Source organism: Psychrobacter cibarius, assembly GCF_904845955.1.
Classification (GTDB): domain Bacteria; phylum Pseudomonadota; class Gammaproteobacteria; order Pseudomonadales; family Moraxellaceae; genus Psychrobacter; species Psychrobacter cibarius_B.
Map to the genome: position 1 here is coordinate 403,319 of NZ_CAJGYX010000002.1, position 19,417 is coordinate 422,735.

19 protein-coding genes are annotated in these 19,417 nt (G+C 44.3%); 6 read left to right on the plus strand and 13 right to left on the minus strand.

Translation table 11 applies throughout. The annotated features are described in order from the left end of the window. Positions 1–262: 262 nt before the first annotated feature. Entirely contained in the window at positions 263–829 is a 567-nt protein-coding gene (locus tag JMV76_RS05165; RefSeq protein ID WP_227690103.1) for an IS630 family transposase, read from the minus strand. After that, positions 756–1,106, minus strand: coding sequence for an IS630 transposase-related protein (locus tag JMV76_RS14770; protein WP_227690105.1), 351 nt, complete (start codon positions 1,104–1,106; stop codon positions 756–758). The genes JMV76_RS05165 and JMV76_RS14770 overlap by 74 nt, the downstream gene beginning before the upstream one ends. A gap of 398 nt (positions 1,107–1,504) precedes the next feature. Here JMV76_RS14770 and JMV76_RS14775 point away from each other — a divergent pair, with 398 nt between their 5' ends. Both JMV76_RS14775 and JMV76_RS05170 read left to right on the plus strand, forming a co-directional pair. Further along, complete coding sequence (locus JMV76_RS14775; protein ID WP_201502539.1) at positions 1,505–1,855, plus strand: IS630 transposase-related protein; 351 nt, start codon at positions 1,505–1,507, stop codon at positions 1,853–1,855. Next, the gene (locus JMV76_RS05170; RefSeq protein WP_227690107.1) at positions 1,782–2,342 is read left to right on the plus strand and encodes an IS630 family transposase; all 561 of its coding nucleotides are present in this window, start codon (positions 1,782–1,784) and stop codon (positions 2,340–2,342) included. Before JMV76_RS14775 ends, JMV76_RS05170 begins: the two co-directional genes overlap by 74 nt. A 106-nt stretch (positions 2,343–2,448) precedes the next feature. Here JMV76_RS05170 and JMV76_RS05175 read toward each other — a convergent pair whose 3' ends face one another. From JMV76_RS05175 to JMV76_RS05220, 10 genes are all read right to left on the minus strand, one after another. Then, the gene (locus JMV76_RS05175) at positions 2,449–2,622 is read right to left on the minus strand and encodes a hypothetical protein (protein ID WP_170108287.1); all 174 of its coding nucleotides are present in this window, start codon (positions 2,620–2,622) and stop codon (positions 2,449–2,451) included. Between the two features lie 117 nt (positions 2,623–2,739). Further along, complete coding sequence (tdh, locus tag JMV76_RS05180; RefSeq protein WP_201501879.1) at positions 2,740–3,765, minus strand: L-threonine 3-dehydrogenase; 1,026 nt, start codon at positions 3,763–3,765, stop codon at positions 2,740–2,742. 77 nt (positions 3,766–3,842) lie between these two features. Next, positions 3,843–5,033, minus strand: a complete 1,191-nt coding sequence (gene kbl, locus JMV76_RS05185; RefSeq protein WP_201501880.1) for a glycine C-acetyltransferase — start codon at positions 5,031–5,033, stop codon at positions 3,843–3,845. A 234-nt stretch (positions 5,034–5,267) separates the two neighbouring features. Further along, on the minus strand, positions 5,268–6,008 hold the full coding sequence (locus JMV76_RS05190) for a pyridoxine 5'-phosphate synthase (RefSeq protein WP_201501881.1): 741 nt from the start codon (positions 6,006–6,008) through the stop codon (positions 5,268–5,270). 44 nt (positions 6,009–6,052) lie between these two features. Continuing rightward, positions 6,053–6,928 carry an N-acetylmuramoyl-L-alanine amidase gene (locus tag JMV76_RS05195; RefSeq protein ID WP_201501882.1) on the minus strand — a complete coding sequence of 292 codons (876 nt, stop codon included), beginning with the start codon at positions 6,926–6,928 and terminating at the stop codon, positions 6,053–6,055. Between the two features lie 202 nt (positions 6,929–7,130). After that, on the minus strand, positions 7,131–7,913 hold the full coding sequence (locus JMV76_RS05200) for an MOSC domain-containing protein (RefSeq protein ID WP_201501883.1): 783 nt from the start codon (positions 7,911–7,913) through the stop codon (positions 7,131–7,133). 225 nt (positions 7,914–8,138) lie between these two features. Beyond that, a complete protein-coding gene (gene rsfS, locus JMV76_RS05205) occupies positions 8,139–8,552 on the minus strand; it encodes a ribosome silencing factor (protein WP_201501884.1) in 414 nt (137 codons plus the stop codon). 141 nt (positions 8,553–8,693) lie between these two features. After that, positions 8,694–9,608: a nicotinate-nicotinamide nucleotide adenylyltransferase gene (locus JMV76_RS05210; RefSeq protein WP_201501885.1), complete on the minus strand. Its 915-nt coding sequence runs from the start codon at positions 9,606–9,608 to the stop codon at positions 8,694–8,696. A 281-nt stretch (positions 9,609–9,889) separates the two neighbouring features. After that, entirely contained in the window at positions 9,890–12,046 is a 2,157-nt protein-coding gene (pta, locus tag JMV76_RS05215; protein WP_201501886.1) for a phosphate acetyltransferase, read from the minus strand. 386 nt (positions 12,047–12,432) lie between these two features. After that, on the minus strand, positions 12,433–13,665 hold the full coding sequence (locus JMV76_RS05220) for an acetate/propionate family kinase (protein ID WP_055123535.1): 1,233 nt from the start codon (positions 13,663–13,665) through the stop codon (positions 12,433–12,435). Between the two features lie 684 nt (positions 13,666–14,349). Here JMV76_RS05220 and lptM point away from each other — a divergent pair. The 4 genes from lptM (at position 14,350) to JMV76_RS05240 (ending at position 18,271) form a co-directional block, all read left to right on the plus strand. Then, positions 14,350–14,634 carry an LPS translocon maturation chaperone LptM gene (lptM, locus tag JMV76_RS05225; RefSeq protein ID WP_198329549.1) on the plus strand — a complete coding sequence of 95 codons (285 nt, stop codon included), beginning with the start codon at positions 14,350–14,352 and terminating at the stop codon, positions 14,632–14,634. A gap of 92 nt (positions 14,635–14,726) precedes the next feature. Continuing rightward, the gene (gene lysA, locus JMV76_RS05230) at positions 14,727–16,082 is read left to right on the plus strand and encodes a diaminopimelate decarboxylase (RefSeq protein ID WP_201501887.1); all 1,356 of its coding nucleotides are present in this window, start codon (positions 14,727–14,729) and stop codon (positions 16,080–16,082) included. 252 nt (positions 16,083–16,334) lie between these two features. Then, the gene (dapF, locus tag JMV76_RS05235) at positions 16,335–17,222 is read left to right on the plus strand and encodes a diaminopimelate epimerase (protein ID WP_045443366.1); all 888 of its coding nucleotides are present in this window, start codon (positions 16,335–16,337) and stop codon (positions 17,220–17,222) included. 14 nt (positions 17,223–17,236) lie between these two features. Continuing rightward, positions 17,237–18,271, plus strand: a complete 1,035-nt coding sequence (locus JMV76_RS05240) for a tyrosine recombinase XerC (RefSeq protein WP_374190040.1) — start codon at positions 17,237–17,239, stop codon at positions 18,269–18,271. Between the two features lie 41 nt (positions 18,272–18,312). Here JMV76_RS05240 and JMV76_RS05245 read toward each other — a convergent pair whose 3' ends face one another. Then, positions 18,313–19,209 carry a nitrilase-related carbon-nitrogen hydrolase gene (locus tag JMV76_RS05245; protein ID WP_201501888.1) on the minus strand — a complete coding sequence of 299 codons (897 nt, stop codon included), beginning with the start codon at positions 19,207–19,209 and terminating at the stop codon, positions 18,313–18,315. Between the last annotated feature and the right edge of the window lie 208 nt (positions 19,210–19,417).

The following is a 19,417-nucleotide window of genomic DNA, read 5'->3' on the forward strand; positions in this document are numbered from 1 at the left end:
GTAGCCACCAATCCCTAGAACCTCTGCAATATAGACTGCATTTGAAGGCTGACTATCAATCCACTCCTCTAAATCAGTAGCATCATATGCTCTAACTTCTTTCCAGCCTTCTGTATTTTTATTGTCAGTAATCCATCTTTCTTTATTCTTCCAACGTCGGGGAGTAATAAAGATATAAGTATTTTCAGCTTTAAACTCTTCTGAAGCGTCTTCTGTTCTTTTCCCAAAATCACTATTAGCTTTACTACCTATTGAACTATAGTTAAGTCTTTATAAAATCGATACAGCCCATATCATGAAACAGTTTAGGGAGATTATTCTCCATCCACCCTTGGCGCAGAAACTTAGCCTGTGCCCATTTTTTCTCGATAGGGTTCAGATCAGGGCTGTACGGCGGCAGCCATAAAATACGATGGCCATGCCTGTTGAGTAGTTTTTGAATGCGTCTACTTTTATGAAACCGAGCGTTATCCATGACAATCACGCACTTGGTTTTAAGACTTGGAATAAGTGTGAACTTACACCAATCATAAAATATATTGCTATTGATGTTCTGCTCAACGTACTCAAGCGCAAACAGCATCTTTTTATAGAGAGCTCCGATGACATTAGTACGCTTCTTTGCTTGCCAGTTGTAGCTATCGATACAGGGTTTACCTATCGGTGCATAGCCATGAGAACGAATAGTTTCAGCCTCAAAGCCGCTTTCATCCATATAGACAATGGGATAGCCTTGCTGAGTAAAGCAATCAAGCCTACTCTGGAATATCGCTCTTTTTATCGGACACGCTTTTGGATGTTCTAAGGTCTTTTTTTTGACTGATACCAAGACGCTTTAAAGCATTAAAGATGCCCGTTTTACTACAGTTCAAGCGACGAGCTCTTTCATAGTTATAATCATCTGGGTATCTTTTTACGTCTTCAATCAATGCGTCATCAGGTATTTTAGTCGGTGCTTTATTTCTGGTTGTTTTAGGCGCTAATTTCTTCTGCCAGCTGTGAATGGTGCTGGTGCTAAGTCCATAAAATAGCGCAGCTTCTCGTATGGTCATACCATCAGTGATGCTAGAAAGTACCTGTTTGCGATAGTCTATTGAATAAGTCATCGTTTATTTCATTAAATGCAATTGTTAATAGGGTTGTATCGGTTTTATTTGGATTAGACTATATCTGTACCTATCTCCCAAACGGATTTCCCAGCAGGAATCCATGCATTCCCGTCAGTTGATTCAAGAGTTCCGTCCCATGATGGCATAAAAGTAGAGTCACCAGCAGGGAACGAGATTGCCTTTGTATCTTTTGCATGAAAGCAGAGCCGCCTTATTATTTGAGGTAGCTCTTGCTGCGCTATTTTATTATTGTTTTCTACCCAGCTAATTATATTGGATGCGGATACTTTCAATTTGAGTCCTTAGATATTTGTGAGTCAATAGTCCGTTACTATAGTTAATCTTAGATAAAACCGATACAATGTTTATAATCAATTCATTTAGTGAAATAAACGATGACCTATTCAATCGACTTTCGCAAACAAGTACTGCGTAGCATTAAAGACGGCATGACCATTCGAGAAGCTGCTGCTTTTTACGAGCTTAGCACAAGCTCTATTCACAGCTGGCAGCAGAGCTTAGTTCCTAAAACGACTAGAAATAAAGCACCGACTAAAATATCAAATGAAGCATTACTGAAAGATGTTAAGCAGTATCCAGACGATTATATGTACGAGCGAGCACAGCGTTTAGGTTGCAGTAAGTCAGGCATTGAGTCGGCCTTAAAGCGTCTTGGCATCAGTCAAAAAAAAGACCTTAGAACATCCAAAAGCATGTCCGATCAAAAGAGCGGCGTATCAAAGTAAGCTTGATCATTTTATGAAGCAAGGCTATCCCATTATTTATATGGATGAAAGCGGCTTTGAAGCTGAAACTATTCGCCCTTACGGCTATACACCAATAGGAAAACCTTGCATTGATCGCTACAACTGGCAAGCAAAAAAGCGTACCAACGTCATCGGTGCTTTATATGAAAAGATGCTGTTTGCGCTTGATTACTTTGATAAAAATATTAATGGCGATATATTCTACGACTGGTGTAAATACACCCTAATCCCAAGTCTTAGAACCAAATGTGTAATTGTTATGGATAACGCCAGCTTTCACAAACGAGTTCAAAGACTGCTGAATAGGTACGGTCACAGGCTTCTATTCTTACCACCCTACAGTCCTGATCTAAATCCTATCGAAAAGAAATGGGCGCAAGCAAAGTTTCTACGCCAAGGTTGGATGGAGAATAATCTACCTAAACTATTTTATGATATGGGTTGTTCCAGTTTTATTGTGGATTGACTATACCAATTTAAATGAGGGCTTTAGTTTGGTTCTCAATCTATATACACAAAAAAGGTGAGCTAAAAAGCCCACCTCTTATATTTCAGTTTTATATTCCACAGATTTACTTTTCAATAATTCTCTGAGCCTCCGCTATCAATTCATGAATCTTAGCACTTTCCTTTAGCACACAAGCATCATAAGCAGAGAGCGGCTCAGATACATGCTCTTTTTCCTGATCTTGTTTGGCTTTTTCTTCCAAATACTTTTCAAGTTTATCGGCTTCAGAATTGCCCATAGTTTATCCTCGTATAATTTTTACCATAAAAAAACGGCACTGAAATCAGTGCCGTTTTATTAGTCGTGACAATGTAAACCCTAATCACGACTCATCAAAGACTGACGCACCACATTATCAATCCCAGCTTAAAATCACCTTACCGCATTGCCCACTTTCCATGATATCAAAGCCTTCTTGAAAGTCATCAATGTGCATGCGATGGGTAATGATTGGCGATAGATCAATACCGCTAATTAGCATTTGCTCCATCTGATACCACGTCTCCCACATCTCACGGCCATAGATACCTTTTAGGGTTAACGCCTTAAAGATAATCTTGCTCCAATCCACCGTGGTGGTGTTAGGTAAAATACCCAAGAGAGAGATTTTAGAGCCGTTATACATATTACTAATCATCGAATCAAAGGCCTGAGGCGAGCCTGACATTTCAAGTCCAATATCAAACCCGTGCATTTTTAACTCAGCAATGGCGCCTTCGATGGTTTCACCTTTGGCTGGGTTGATGGTCATCGTCGCGCCCATTTTTTTGGCAAGCGCTAGGCGATAGTCACTGATATCACTGACCACAATATTACGCGCCCCTGCGAAGCGGCAAATCGCTGTTGCCATAGAACCAATCAGTCCCGCACCCGTGATTAGCACATCTTCACCAAGGACAGGAAATGAAAGGGCGGTATGCGTGGCATTGCCAAAAGGGTCCATGATGGCTGCCATCTCATCGCTGATACGCTCATCGAGCTTGATGACATTATCGGCAGGTATCACCAAATATTCGGCAAACGCGCCATCGCGGTCGACGCCCACGCCGATGGTGTTTTCACACACATGCAGCTTGCCACGGCGGCAGTTACGGCAATGCCCGCAAGCGATATGTCCTTCGCCAGTGACTCGATCACCCACTTCAAAGTGCTTCACACCATCGCCTATTTCGCTAATGATACCGACGTATTCGTGTCCGATAATCATCGGCGTCTTGATGGTTTTTTCTGACCACTCATCCCACTTATAAATGTGCAAATCTGTACCACAAATGGCGGTTTTTTTAATTTTAATTTTAACGTCATTGATGCCAACAGTAGGTTCTGGCATGTCTTGCATCCAGATGCCTTTTTTGGCATGGGTTTTAACCAGTGCTTTCATACTTTTCTCTTATTTAACGGTGTTGTACTTAATGGTTGAATCTAGCGAGTGAATACCGAACAAATACTGAACGATGCTTAATCAATCACTTTCATTTGCTTGGCGACTTTGATAAAGGCGGTGATACATTGGTCTAGCTGCTCGCGAGTATGGGCAGCAGAGAGCTGGACACGGATGCGAGCCTCGTCTTTGGGTACGACAGGGTAGAAGAAGCCAATCACATAAATGCCTTCTTTCAACAGCTCGTTGGCCATTTGTTGCGAGACATTGGCGTCATAAAGCATGACCGCACAAATTGCTGATGCGGTGGGTTTGATATCGAAGCCTGCATCTTGCATCTTCTTCACAAAATAGGCGGTATTTTCATGCAATTTATCTTGTAGGGTATTGTCTTGCGACAGCATCTCAAATGCTTTTACCCCAGCCGCTGCCACCATAGGAGGAATGGAGTTTGAAAACAGATACGGACGTGAGCGCTGACGCAACATCTCAACGATTTCTTTTTTACCCGTGGTAAAGCCGCCAATAGCACCGCCAAATGCCTTGCCCAAGGTACCAGTGATCAGCTCAATATCACCACGTAGATTGAATAATTCAGTCACGCCGCCACCCGTGTGACCGACCACGCCTGCTGAATGCGACTCGTCAATCATCACCATGGCATCATATTTCTGTGCCAACGCATAAATCTCATCCATTGGTGCCACATTACCATCCATCGAAAACACACCGTCGGTCACAATCAAACGAAAACGCTGTGCTTGCGCCGCTTGTAATTGCGTCTCTAAATCTTGCATATCCGCATTGGCATAGCGATAGCGAGCCGCTTTACACAGGCGCACACCGTCGATGATTGAGGCATGATTTAACGAATCAGAAATAATGGCATCCTCAGCAGTCAGCAGTGGCTCAAAGGCACCGCCATTGGCATCGAAACAGGCCGCATAAAGAATCGTGTCTTCGGTATTAAAAAACTTAGAAATCGCCGCTTCTAATTGCTTATGCAAATCTTGCGTACCGCAAATAAACCGCACCGATGACATGCCATAACCTGAGTTTTCGATGGCTTCGATAGCTGCCTTTTTAATCTCAGGGTGATCAGACAATCCAAGATAATTATTGGCACAGAAGTTAAGCACTTCACGGCCATCAGTGATCTTAATGAGCGCATCTTGGGGAGAGGTAATCACGCGCTCGTTTTTATACAGTCCTGCCGCGCGTATATCACTGATTTCTTGTTGTAGGTGTTTCTGAAAGTCTTGATACATAAAGATTCCTGTTTTAATATTATTAGCGTTTTTATTGATAATGCAGATATTAGGACTGCTGATAGAACCAAACTGTAGTCATTTTAAAATAAAATTGATACGCCAATATTGCCATGCTACTGGTATGAATTTTACTTGCTTGCTGTGTCTACGCTGACAGAGGCTGCATAAAATATATCCCAGCATCACCGCATCGAGTGTAAAGTGAATAGACTATTTGCTTATTAGTTTGGACTACCCACAAATTGCTAAATACTGACGCACGACATTATCCATACCTTGCTCCAGTGATTCAATCGTAAATGCATGACCAATCGACACTTCAGCGATATCACTAAGCGCGAGCAAATCAGCCAAATTCTCCAAATTCAAATCATGACCCGCATTGACGCGGATACTGTTTTGATTGGCTAGATTAATACAGTCGCTAAAGCGTTGCTTGACCTCATCGAACTGGTTACCGCTCTTACTATTACTGTAGGCGCGCGCCCATTCTTTGGTATACATCTCGATCGTCTGTACATCGCTCTCGATGACCGCTTTGATTTGCTCAATATCAGGGTCGATGAACACCGCACAGCGCGTACCAAAGGCTTGCAGCTCTTTGCTTAACGTTGATAAAAACTCATGATGTTTAATGATATCAAAACCATGATCGGAGGTCAACTGATCGTCGCTATCTGGTACGAGCGTACATTGATGCGGCTTTACTTCACGGATAATCTTTAAGAACTGCTCGTTTGGATTGCCTTCGATATTGAACTCAATCTCTGGATAATCGGTTAAGAATGCACTGATATCATAGACATCTTGGTATCTGATATGACGCTCATCTGGTCTCGGGTGTACGGTAAAGCCTTTGACACCTAAGTCAATCAGCTTCTTCACAAAGGTCAACAGATTAGGGTAGTCAGTACCGCGCGAGTTACGGATCAAAGCCAATTTATTCAAATTTACGCTAAACAATGTGTTCATAAAATTCCTTGTACAGCTCGTTTATTATTGATGATATGAAAGGGTTAATAAAAATCGTTGGTATCAGCATACTTCTTATTCAATGCCTTTAAAATAGCATAAGTCTCTAAGTCTACCGTTCCTGTTGGGTTACGGGGTCTAAAATGCAGCTGAAATGCATAGACGACATCGCGACTGGCTTTGTCCCACTCGTCGCTACTGTTAATCTGATAGCCATAGTCACGAAATTGCTGCTTCAGCTCAGGTATCGTTGCCGCTGCAAATGTGTCTATATCCATAAAAGACAATTTATCAGCGTTATCATACCAAGCTCCGATGTCATATTGCTTATACAGTTGCTGCCAAGGGAACTTTGCACCGGGATCTATCTTACGTGAGGGTGCCATATCAGAATGACCGATGATATTCTTTGGTGAGATGTCATATCTCGCGGTGATATCTTGTACCAGCTCTGCGACTTTTTTAATCTGTAACTCGTCAAACGCCACATAATGGTCATAAGGATGATAGTCGAGTTCGCCATTTTTTAGTGCATCTTTATATTCAGGTGCAATTCCTGCATTGACGATTTCTATGCCGATAGAAGTATCGTTCAGGATTGTCCGTCCCGCAAAGCCACCATCGCCCGCATGCCAAGCGCGCTCGTTTTCTGGTACGAGGTTATAAATTTTATCATCGTCATTATCTAACACTAGATAGTGCGCGCTCACCTTGCCTGTGGTCAGTGTTTTTATCGATCGGTCATTGTCTGACACCGTGTAGTGCAAGACGATGGTTTTGATGCGCTCGCTTTTGCCAGTGGCTTGGTAAGTTTTACTATCCACGATGTAGCTTTTGGTAGTTGCTACTGGGGAGGTCGTGGTCACGCAGCCAATCAGGGGCAGTGTTAAGCCAAACGCTAAGAAGATATTTTTTACCATGAAATGCTCTGTGTGAATAAAGGTAAGCTTTGATATAGTCGTTTCAATATAATTTGGATATAAGGAAGGCGAGCGAAAGTACTACAAATAGTAGACTAAGCGAGCCTGACACCGTATCTGATTTATATAGGATTGACTATACTTGCCTTTATTTTTTTATTGATAGTAGATAGATGAGATCGAGATATCTTTGAAAGCTTTTTTAATTCTTGCGAATCTTCTTAGCCAACACCTTTTTCCAACTCTCCTCCAAACACTCAATCGCGAGCCATGGCTCAATCACCTCGGCATCGTATTTCTCTTTAGAGTTAGACAATTGCCACAGTTTTTCAAGTGTTGCAAACGGGTAGGGACGTTCGATTAAATAGACGGGCAAATCAGCGCTAATCATGCCATCACGTACCACTTTGAAATACCAACCAGCGATGCCTTGTTTGCTGACCCATGCCGCGATATTTGGCACTCTGGTAAACTGTCCGATTTGGTCGTTGATTTTGTAGCAGGGGCGGCGTGGTTGGACGATACGCAGTTGTAAATTATCAACATCATCTGTACTAGTAGCCGTATTACCATATTCAAAAACGTCGCCAATACAAACTGTAGATTCGGTCATTTCAGGCAAATCATTTACTGCTTCGGTCGTGAGGTTTTCGCCCAATGTACCGACGCGGACTTTTAGACCAAATTCTGCGTTAATTTTCTCATAAGTTGCAGGTGCCAGTTGATGCACGGCTTTGAGTGGGCCGCCATGATGCTTGCGATCGGCTTGTTCGTCAGTGGTTAATCCCATAAAATTGACCGCGACAGGCGCTTTGATGGGCGCTTTATCAATAGCGCTCATTTCTTCACGGGTGAATGGCATGGCTTTGCCAGCGCGGACGCAGGTTAGATTGGCGATATGTAGCGGCAGGGTTTGGTTAAAGTCGGCTACATTTTTTGGGGTAGAAGATGTTAGCGTTGCTATATTTATAGGTTCTAAGCTCATAGGTTTTCCTAATCTATAGGGATTTATTAGGGGAGAGGCTACTTTAATACTGGTATTAATAATGCGTATTATCTTAGCTTAATCATTCATCTAATGCTAAGCATTCAGCCGCTTAAAATTTAGCAGTAGGTGAAAGGGTATTAGAACGGTAAATTTTAGACAAAAAAAGACCAGAATAGATATCTGGCCTTTTTGGTTTTCACAGCGTTATAAAAATAAATAAAATTATTTATTTTTATTGCGGCGACCGGCCGTTTTCTTTTCACGCGGTACAGCGACCAGCTCAGCCAATTGCTCAGGTGATGACCATAAACCTTCTAAGTCATAGAACCCACGGGCTTGTGGCGTCATTACATGCACGACGACAGCGCCCAGATCAATCAATGTCCAGTCAGAATCGATACCGCCTTCGCGACCAAGTGGCATAAAGCCCGCTTGCTTCGCTTCAGCACCGACATTGTCAGCCATCGCGCGTACATGGCGCTTAGAAGTACCGTCAGCGATAACGATGCGTTCGGTTACGTCAGTCAAATCTTCTACATTCATTACGGTGATGTTCTTCGCTTTCATATCGTCTAGAGCGGTCTCAACAACGGCTAAGCATTCTTTTAAGCGTTCTTCAGTCATGGTGTTGGTCATAAATTTTGATCTCTTGAATCGTCAATATTAAAAATAAAAAGGTAAATCGTCAATTTGCATGCGTTGGCATTGTCGAATGGACTAGATGTCGCCAGTCAGCTGTAGAGACTGGATGGGCAAAATGACAAAGATAAGGCGATTTTAACGGAATTGAGCAGCAGAATATAGCTGATGGGCGATAATATATTGATAAACAGCAGGATTTAGCCATTTAGCTAATGGATTGGGTGCAGTATTGTCTATGATATCATTTATTGGTGCGATAGATGTCATTTGCCTTGCCGCTGCGGATATTATATTCGATCGATTTTCCGTCGGCTGTAACTGTTGGCGTATCTGTGTACTGGATATCGTGGCGATAGGACGCGAGTCTATATAAATGTGGCCTTGATGGGTGTTTTTCAAGAGACGGCTATCGGTCAGTGCTTGAGAGGTGGGCGGTAATAAATCAATAGGCGCATCGATGCGTAAAGATTGCAGCTGCGCAGGTAATTGGGCGTGCAAGTTCATCGTATCCTGCGCAACTAACATTTTTTTCGTGGAATGAGTCGTGGTTGCCAACAGATGATTATTTTTATTATTAATATTAGACAGATCATCACGATTAAACACCCAAAGATTGACGTAATCCGTAAGCTCTAAACCGTTTTTCCATTCGCTCAAACTCAGCGCGCTATCCATACCGATGATGAATATTAGACTGTCATACGGATAACGCTGGCGCAACGTGCGTACACTATCGATGGTATAAACAGGCGGTGTTTGCCACAGCTCAAGCTCATTAATTTGTAGCGGTGTATGGAGTGTCGCAAGCTTTAACATCGCCAGACGGTGTTTAGGATCTGTACTTTTTTCTTTAAAGGGAGAGCGCGCATTGGGCAATAGTGACACGTGCAGCGCTCGCTGTTGCTGCTTGGCTATCGGTAGCAAACGCTGATAAACAGTCATCGCCATTTGCAGATGACCATCATGTACGGGATCAAATGAGCCGCCAAGATAAGCACGAATGGCTGGCGCAGGTGTATTTTTTTGAGAATTTTTGCTGGTATTTGGCATAAATAAATGCGTAAAAATAGATAAGAGGCACGTTGTCGTTGATGCATTTTATCCTTTTATCAGCGGACCTTTTTAGGTTAAATGCTTCGATGGTAGCGCTATTGTAGAGGGCAAGCGGGCATCTGTCATTAAAAGCGCTGAAATACTAGGTAAAATGAGCGCTTAGCTATCCATTATGAAAGATTTTTAAAAAGTCAGTTGTAAACGTAGCCAATAAAAAACCGACCATCATGTTGATAGTCGGTTACTTATAGCGCAATTAGTCATACATTTTAATGCAATTAAATCGCGTCGCTATGAGCTTGAATAGCGGTAAGGGCGATGGTGTAGATAATATCATCGACCAAGGCTCCACGAGACAAGTCGTTTACTGGCTTATTCAAACCTTGCAGCATTGGGCCAACACTCACTACATTGGCGCTACGTTGTACGGCTTTATAAGTGGTATTGCCCGTATTGAGGTCTGGGAAAATAAAGACATTGGCTTGCCCAGCAACCGGTGAATCAGGCGCTTTTTGCTTGCCGACGCTCATGACAGAAGCGGCGTCATACTGTAGCGGTCCATCGACTTTTAGGTGTGGCGCACGCTCGCGGACGATTTGGGTCGCACGGGTGACTTTTTCGACGTCCGCACCAGTTCCTGATGAGCCTGTAGAATAGCTAATCATCGCAACTTTTGGATCAATACCGAAGGCGGCAGCAGACTGTGCTGATTGAATGGCAATCTCAGCCAGTTCTTCGGCATTTGGATCAGGATTAATGGCACAGTCACCGTAGACAACCACTTGCTCAGGTAGCAGCATAAAAAATACTGATGATACGAGCGAGTATTGCGGTGCGGTCTTAATCAACTGAAATGCTGGACGGACAGTATTGGCGGTGGTATGAATCGCGCCAGAAACGAGGCCGTCGACTTCATCCATCTGTAGCATGGTCGTGCCTAGATATACGGTGTCTTTTAAGTATTCAGCAGCGACTTCTGCGCTGGTTTTACCTTTACGGCGTTCGACCACTGCAGCGATATATTTGCTCATATCAAGCGTGTCGGGGTCAATTATTTCAAGACCTTCAGGTAAAACTAAGTCGAGATTTTTAGCCACTTGCTCGACATCGCTACGCTTAGCGAGTAGTACACAGTTGGCGATGCCGCGGCTTTGACAGATACAAGCGGCTTCAACAGTACGCGGCTCAGAACCCTCTGGTAGCACGATGCGTTTTTTGGCGTCTTGTGCTTTTTTAACCACTTGATGACGGAATGCAGATGGTGAGAGGCGCGGCTCATGATTTTGACTAAAATAGTCTTTAATCCAGCTAAGATCTAAATGAGCGGCGACATAACGGGCCACTTCTTCAGCACGTTCAGTATCATCACTTGGAATCTCTGCGCTCATGTGCATGAGGCTTTGTACGGTCTCATAGCTGTCGCTTTCGACACTCATGACAGGGATGCCTGTTTTGAGGGCAGATTGCCATAGCTCAGCGACGGTTGCACTCGGCTCGACGCCGCCAGTTAATACCAATCCTGCCAGCGGGATACCATTGATACAAGCCAAACCTGCTGCTAATAGTAAATCATCTCGATCGCCCGGTACGACGATAAGGGTGCCACGTTTAAACACCTCATCGACGCGTGCGACCGAGCGTGCGGTTAGGCTAATGCGGTTAATACGGCGTGACTTAGCTTCACCGACATTGAGCCATTTGGCATCAAGCTCAGTGGCGATATCCCAGGTGCGAGGCACGGACAGTGAATCACTGAATGGCACTACCCCGATTAAACGGAACGCATCAGTATTAAAATGCGGTGATAGGCGCTGGACTTCTTGCATAAAGCCGTCATCTAAACTCACAACCGCTTCACCAGGGGCAACGATTTGATTTTCTACGGTGCTTTGCGCATTTGGCAAGTCATGTACACGCATCAAAATCGCGCCGAGCGTGCGCTCATGGGCGATGCCGCCAAACTCACGAGCGTGAACGTCAAGTTTATCAGCCAGATAGGCCGGTTTACTGGTATCAGCAGTGCTAACAAAGATGATTCTAGCATCTAATGCATGGGCAATCGCCCGGTTGATTTGCGAGGCATAAGAGGTCTCTGTGGTCGGTACTAAGCCTTCACAGATCACCACATCGTAATCATCGCCAAGAGTATGATAATTGACGACCACTTCTTCCATCAAGTCATCAAGATTACCATCACCAATCATACGCTCGACACGCTGCCGACTGATAGATTTAGGTGGCGTCAGACCAAAAGCATGCATTGCTAACGCGCTTGAGCTGTCTAAACTGTTTTGCTTATCAAGTGTATCATCTTGCAAAAATGGCTTCATAAAGCCCGCTTTGATACCGTTGTAATCAAGAGCGCGGATCAATCCAAGCGCTGCTGACGTTACGCCGATACCACGGCTAATGGGAACTAGTAAAATGGTTTGCATAAAGTATCCTACGGTTTATTATATTTTTAAAGCTCACTTCATCCTTGCTGGAATGAGTAAAACGTCGCGCTTCTCATCATAGGCTATGTATAAGAAACGCTGGGCAAAAAACAATCCAAAACGTCTAATGAATAAAAGCTTATAAGACGACTAGGGCGTGTCCTCAATTCAATCGATTATTATCTAAATGGACTAAAAATGGCTAAATTTTGCCAAACATCGTCAACTAGCTTATTAATATCTCGATATTATTTGCGCTACTTTCCTTGTTTGACGGCAATTTATCTCATTTTTATCACCATTTTTAAAATGAGGACACGCCCTAGAAGGTTATGAGAAAATTATAAGCAACTTATAATATAAGCAACTTATAAAAAGTGTCGAGCTCAGAGTAAGCCCAATGCTTCACGTGTTTCTTGAGCAATACGGCACTCTTCATCAGTTGGCACAACCCACAGCTCGATGCTGCTATCGTCTGCGTGGAAGCTGCCTTCGCTACCACCAAACAAGCTCGCATTTTTGTCAGCGTCTACTTTTATGCCGAAATGACGCATCACTTCTAGGATACTGGTTCGGGTGGTGACTGAGTTTTCGCCGATACCACCTGTAAAGACAATGCCTGTGAATTCTGGCAGCGCGCAGCTTAAGCTGGCAAGATATTTACCGACGCGGTAACAGAACATCTCGATAGCGAGTTTGGCATCTGCATGACCTTCGTTCGCCGCTTGTTCGACGGTACGTAAATCATTAGACAATCCTGAGACACCCAATAGACCACTTTCATTATTGAGCATGGCATCAATCTCTTCCAAGCTCATACCGAGCTGGCGCTTTAGGTGTATGTGTAGACTTGGGTCAACATCACCACTACGCGTACCCATCATGAGCCCCTCAAGCGGGGTCAGACCCATACTGGTATCGAAACTTTTACCATCATAAACGGCAGTCGCCGAGCAGCCATTACCCAGATGCGCTGTAAGCCAGCCATGTGGGCCTTTAGACTCTGTAATTTCACTGGCACGCTCTGAGACGTAAGCATGAGACGTACCATGAAAGCCATAACGGCGGATTTTGTGTTCTTCGTACAGGGCTTTTGGTAGTGGGTAGCGAAAAGCAACGGGAGGCATGGTTTGGTGAAAGGCTGTATCAAAGACGACGACTTGAGGAATATCAGGATAAATCGCCTGTACCGCTTCGATGCCTAAAGCATGAGCAGGGTTATGTAGGGGCGCGAGTATTTTTAAGCGTTTTACTTCGTCCAGTACATGCTCATCGACACGGACTGCTGCAGAGTACTCACGGCCACCATGAACCACGCGATGACCAACGGCGATGAAATGATACTGTTCTAATAGCTCAAGGATTTTTTGTAGTGCTAACTGATGACGACCACCTGAGATAGAGATTTCCAGCTTATCACCATTCAATGTCGTGTGTTTGATACGAGCAGTATCGAGTCCTAAGTTTTCGGCCAAACCAGTGATACGAATAGAATTGTCTTCGCTAATCAGCGCGTATTTGATAGATGAAGAACCGCAGTTGAGGACTAAGGTGGGATTGATTAGATTCGATGTTTCGGTATTTTTGTCATCAAAAGTGGTGGTTAGGCTGGCGCTCATACTCTGTCCTTAGATTGTATTTTGTAAAGGGTGACTCATCACAGACGAGTACCGGTTGAATAAACAAAAACCAGCCGCATCCATGCCGACATAGGTCAAGCAAGTACATTGCTGATTCTGGTCACTCTTGGGCTGGCACTATTGATCAGTGCTTGTTAAGTCGCATGCTAGCGCCTCAACACAGTCGCAAGGTCTACACATAATGTACCATAGTTTTATGGCTATACCACGATAACTATAAGGGTTAAATTGATAGAATGTGGTATAGACAATACAACTGTACACCGAGTGTCGCTAGGGTTTGTCGGCTGCTACAGCCAAATATAGTAGCTCATAATAAATTGTAAGAAAATTTGTCTAAGTAAATATAATAGGCTGTTTTACCATTATAGCGATACATTAAGACCGCTAGTATCAACGCTCGCTTAGTAAATGGCAGTCGCACGGTCTAGTAAAGCTTAGCAAAACTTAGCAAAACCGAACTCATCCAAATTTATTGATTAGGGATATTCAGTATGCACACAGCATTATGTAATAATGCTATTATCCAAAGCAGTCATATTGTCATTTTTTAGCGATGGCGATAGCTTTTATTTAGCTGTCTATAGGGTTTGATCTATCGCCTTTATGACTCGTGCTTTTTATCATCCTCATGCCATTGCAAAGTCACAGGTTCTTTATTCTATGTTTACTATTAACCGCTTTTCGAAAACTGAGCACACTAATGTCGCTGATCTTGGTCGCCGTGTTATCTCCACTTTTATTATTAGTGGGGTGATGATGATGGGTTTGACAGGTTGCGGTCAAAAAGGCAATCTATACCTCGCCGACGCTAGTAGCCAGACGGTTCAAGGAGCTACGGATAGCGCTGGCATACAGGGTAGTACCTATTCGACACAAGATGATGGTCATCAAGAAATGGATGATTTTAAGCTACCGGAACCCAGTGAAGACCCGAATGATTATTGATTTTTATTAAAAACTCAATGCCGTCAACGAGATTTCGGTGTGCACCCTAAGATTTTTTAACTTTGTAACCTGATGAAATTAGAGATGTTTATATGAGTCATTCTGAGCAACAAACTGGCGAATCTGTCACGATCCAAACTGAGCAAGGCTTGTATGTTAATCCTCAAGCTTTAACCGCCCATTTACCCGCGCTAGATTATCGCGATGGTGCACTGTATATGGAGCAGGTGAATATTGATGATGTGGTTAAACACTACGATACGCCATGCTATGTCTACTCAAAACAAGCCATTTTGGATGTTTATCAAGCTTATAGCGATAGTTTTGCCAGTTTAACGCACCAGATTTGTTATGCGGTAAAAGCAAACTCTAACCTTGCGGTACTTGGTATATTGGCGCAAGCAGGGGCAGGATTTGACATCGTCTCTCGTGGCGAGTTGATGCGCGTATTGGCGGCAGGTGGTGACGCTTCACGTGTGGTATTCTCAGGCGTCGGCAAAACCTATAGCGATATCGAGTATGCCCTGACCCAAGGTATTGGTTGTTTTAACGTTGAGTCAATCAGCGAGCTGACTTTGATTAATGATGTGGCACAGAAATTGGATAAACCTGCGCCAATTTCACTACGGGTTAATCCCAATGTCGACGCCAAGACGCATCCGTATATTTCAACAGGGTTAAAAGACAATAAATTTGGTATCACCCACGAAGACGCGGTTGCCGTCTATGAGCAAGCGGCGCAGTTATCGCATATCGATATCGTCGGTATTGACTGTCATATTGGCTCGCAGTTGACTGAAGTTGCGCCATTTGTCGCGGCATTGGATAAAGTGATTGAGCTGATACACAACCTACGTGATAAAGGTATCGAGCTGCGTCATATCGATTTGGGCGGTGGTTTGGGTGTGCGTTATATCGATGAGACACCAGTATCTATCGACGAGTTTGCTCAAGCGTTATTACCGAAACTTAGCGAGCTTGGCTTAACGGTATTCTTTGAGCCGGGTCGCAGTATTGTGGCAAATGCTGGGATATTATTGACCAAGGTTGATGTACTCAAACCAACGGAACATAAGAACTTTGCCATTGTTGACGCAGCAATGAATGACTTGATTCGTCCGGCGTTATATCAAGCTGAAATGGCAGTCATTCCAAGTGTCTTGCCTGATAATGGCATCGACACTGATGGCACACAGCCATGGGATATCGTTGGCGCTATTTGCGAAACGGGTGATTTTTTAGCGAAAGACCGTTTATTGTCGCTCGCGGCAGGCGATGTTTTAGCAATCACAGGCGCTGGTGCGTACGGCTTTACCATGAGTAGCAATTATAATTCACGCCCGCGTGCTAGTGAAGTAATGGTCGCCGATGATAGCCATCAACTGATTCGCAAACGCGAAACCATTGAAGCGCTATATGCAGACGAAGTATTTTGGCAAGGTAAATAAATCGGTGACCAACAGATTTAGCCCATTTAGGCGTTTTCGTTTAGACTGAGGACATGCTCTAGATAAAAAGCCCATTGTCTTTATGATGATGGGCTTTTTTATGGCCTGCTCTAATGAGAGATATCAGTTTGACTGTACAAGGTGGATTTAGCATCGTGTGAACTTAGTATTTGATAGCGGTGATAGTTATGATTGTATCTGACAGCGTGCTAATATAAGACATACATAAAAATAGGATAGGATAACAAGGATATGCTAATAGAATTTACGAAGATGCATGGTCTGGGCAATGATTTTATGGTCATCGATTTGGTGACTCAGCGCTTAGATTTGACCAAGGATTTGGTACAGTTACTGGGTGACCGTCATTTGGGTATTGGCTTTGATCAGCTGCTCGTCGTTGAGCCACCGATGCGTCCTGACGTTGATTTTAGTTATCGCATTTTTAATGCTGATGGGTCAGAAGTTGAGCAGTGCGGTAATGGTGCGCGCTGTTTTGCTCGTTTTGTGCAAGCGCGTAAACTGTCATTTAAACAGCGCCTACGCGTTGAGACGGCAAGCGGCATCATTTCATTGACCACTGATCGTTATGGCTGGGTCGAAGTCGATATGGGTAAGCCTAAGTTTGAACCAAGTGAGATTCCTTTTACCCCCAGAGCCACAACCAAAATTCAAAACGCCTATCATCTCGATGTAAATGGCACTCCTGTACAGCTTTATGTTGCCAATATGGGCAACCCGCATGCCGTTATTAAAGTTGATAACGTGCTCGATGCCGACGTTGAAACCTTAGGCAAAGCCATCGAATCGCATCCTGCCTTTCCTGACCGTGTCAATGTCGGCTTTATGCAAGTGATGAATCAGCGTCACATTCGTCTGCGTGTCTATGAGCGCGGTGTCGGTGAGACACAAGCCTGTGGTACTGGCGCTTGTGCCGCAGTAGCGGTTGGTATCCGCGAAGGCTGGCTCGATGAAGGCGAAGACGTGCGTGCGCAGCTTTATGGTGGCAGTATGATCATCAAATGGCAGCCGGGTTATTCAGTGATGATGACCGGTCCGACCGCCTTTGTTTACGAAGGCGTATTTAGCCCAGATGGTCTGATGGCCCAAGCGGGCATCAAGCCCAATCCAGAAGGCTAATGGATAATAGGGCTATGTCCAATAAAAACAATCATACGATGGAGCCTACTTCAGATTCTGAGGCAAAAGTATGGCTATCAGTCGATCACGCCGCGGCTATAGAGTCGGATGCTGCATTACGTGATTTGTTAGCGCCCGTGCATCGTTGGCTTAATGTCTTGTCGGTGCGTAACCATTCACCGCATACGTTGACCGCTTATTTTGCAGGACTGAACCAATTGGCGCTATTTTTACGTGGGAAACGCCTGACGTGGACGCGCTGCGATAAGCGCCAATTAGCCCAGCATATTAGCCAACGCTTGGATGAAGACAAGCTGGCACTTGCCAGCGTCCAGCAAGAGCTGTCAGCCATTCGCCATTTTTATGGCTGGCTGATAGAAGAGGATTTAGCACGTATTAACCCAACGACTGGCTATCAGCTCAAACGTAGTCCTCGACCGCTGCCGTCTATCGCTGATGTTGATTTGCTCACTCAGCTGCTTGACCAAGAGATGCCTGATACACCTGAACAAGCGCGCCTATGGCTGCGTGATAAGGCGATGTTTGAATTGCTATACAGCAGCGGTCTGCGCGTAGGTGAGTTGGTCGCGTTGGATATGGTCGATGTGGATTTGTCAGACCTGCGCGTGCGCGTGACAGGTAAAGGCAATAAAACGCGTTTGGTGCCGTTAGGTATCAAGGCAGCAGAAGCGATTAGCCGTTATCTACCGCATCGTAATCTGTGGGTGGAGCAAATGGACAGCGCATTATTCATTAGTGAAAAATTGGGTACGCGTTTATCAACACGGGCAGTGCAGCAGCGTCTCAAAGTTGCGGCTACCCGTGCCGGCATCGCACAAAATATGTATCCGCATCTATTGCGTCATTGTTTTGCCTCGCACATGCTGTCGGGCAGTGGTGATTTGCGCGCGGTGCAAGAAATGCTTGGGCATAGCGATATCAGTACCACGCAAATTTATACCCATGTCGATTTTGCTAAACTTACACAAGTCTATGATCGCGCCCATCCGCGCGCGACTCATACACGGACCGAAGAAAACAACACCTAATATTCGATATTCAATACTTACTATTCAGTATCGAAACTGACTTACGCCAAACGATGACAATCAAAAATGGGCATTTTTTGGCGGCCTTGCTGTTGAGTCTGTTTGTCTAATGTTGCCAAGATCAAAGCATAATTTTTATTATCTTTATTAATAGCGTTGTTTAATTCACTATCCTCATAGCTGTTAATAATCGTGCCATCAAAAGCTGTGATAGTGGTATGCCCCCACGTTTGACGGATATCACCGTTTTTATAAACATGGTCGCCGCCTTGTGCTGCGCCAATGACCATGCACTGACTGTCTAACGCCCGTGCGCGAAGTAACAGCGACCAGTGTGCTTCCCCCGTTAAGTAAGTAAATGCTGATGGCGCACTTAATAGATCAGCGCCTGCTTGACGTAAGCGCTGTGCCAATGCGGGAAAACGCAAATCAAAACAAACCATCATACCCAGTTGATAGGCAGCTTGATCACTCTCTACTGTTGCAACTACAGTCTGTGTGCCAGGCTCAAACGTCGCCGCTTCATTATAGCTGCCATGTTTATCTGCTACCGTCGCCGTGAATAGGTGGATTTTGTCATAGCGTGCCACTCGCGTGCCGTCAGGGGCAAATAGCTGACTGACTTGGCGTAGTCTGCCATCAGGCACGATGACGCCATCAGGGCGATAAGGGCAGGGCAGTGAGCCTGCCAGCACATAGACACCGTAAGTACTGGCATAGTCTGCTATCGTCGCTGATAGCGCATCAAAGCGCTCTGCGATGGCAAATTGCTCGCCCATGCTACAGCAGTTTTCAGGTAAGACAACAAGATGAGCACCTTGATGACTGGCATCGCTGATGGCAGCTTTTATAGCCGCTAGGTTCTTTTCGATGTCTTGCTGGCTATTCATTTGAATCGCAGCAGTGATAAGATGCGGTTTGTTTGCTTGGTCATTCATCGTATTATTCTCGGTTAATGTTAAGAGTGATTCAATTGGCTCGAAGGTTTTGTGTCATGTACCTTGTATTTTTTATATAGCCTTATTATTATCAACAAGATTTGGTTGTTTATTGTTTAGTAGTTCATGCTAAAACGGTTAAATTTATAGAGTTTTATAAGTAGAGAGCAATAAGCGTATTGGGCCGTCTATAAATTATCATAGCAAA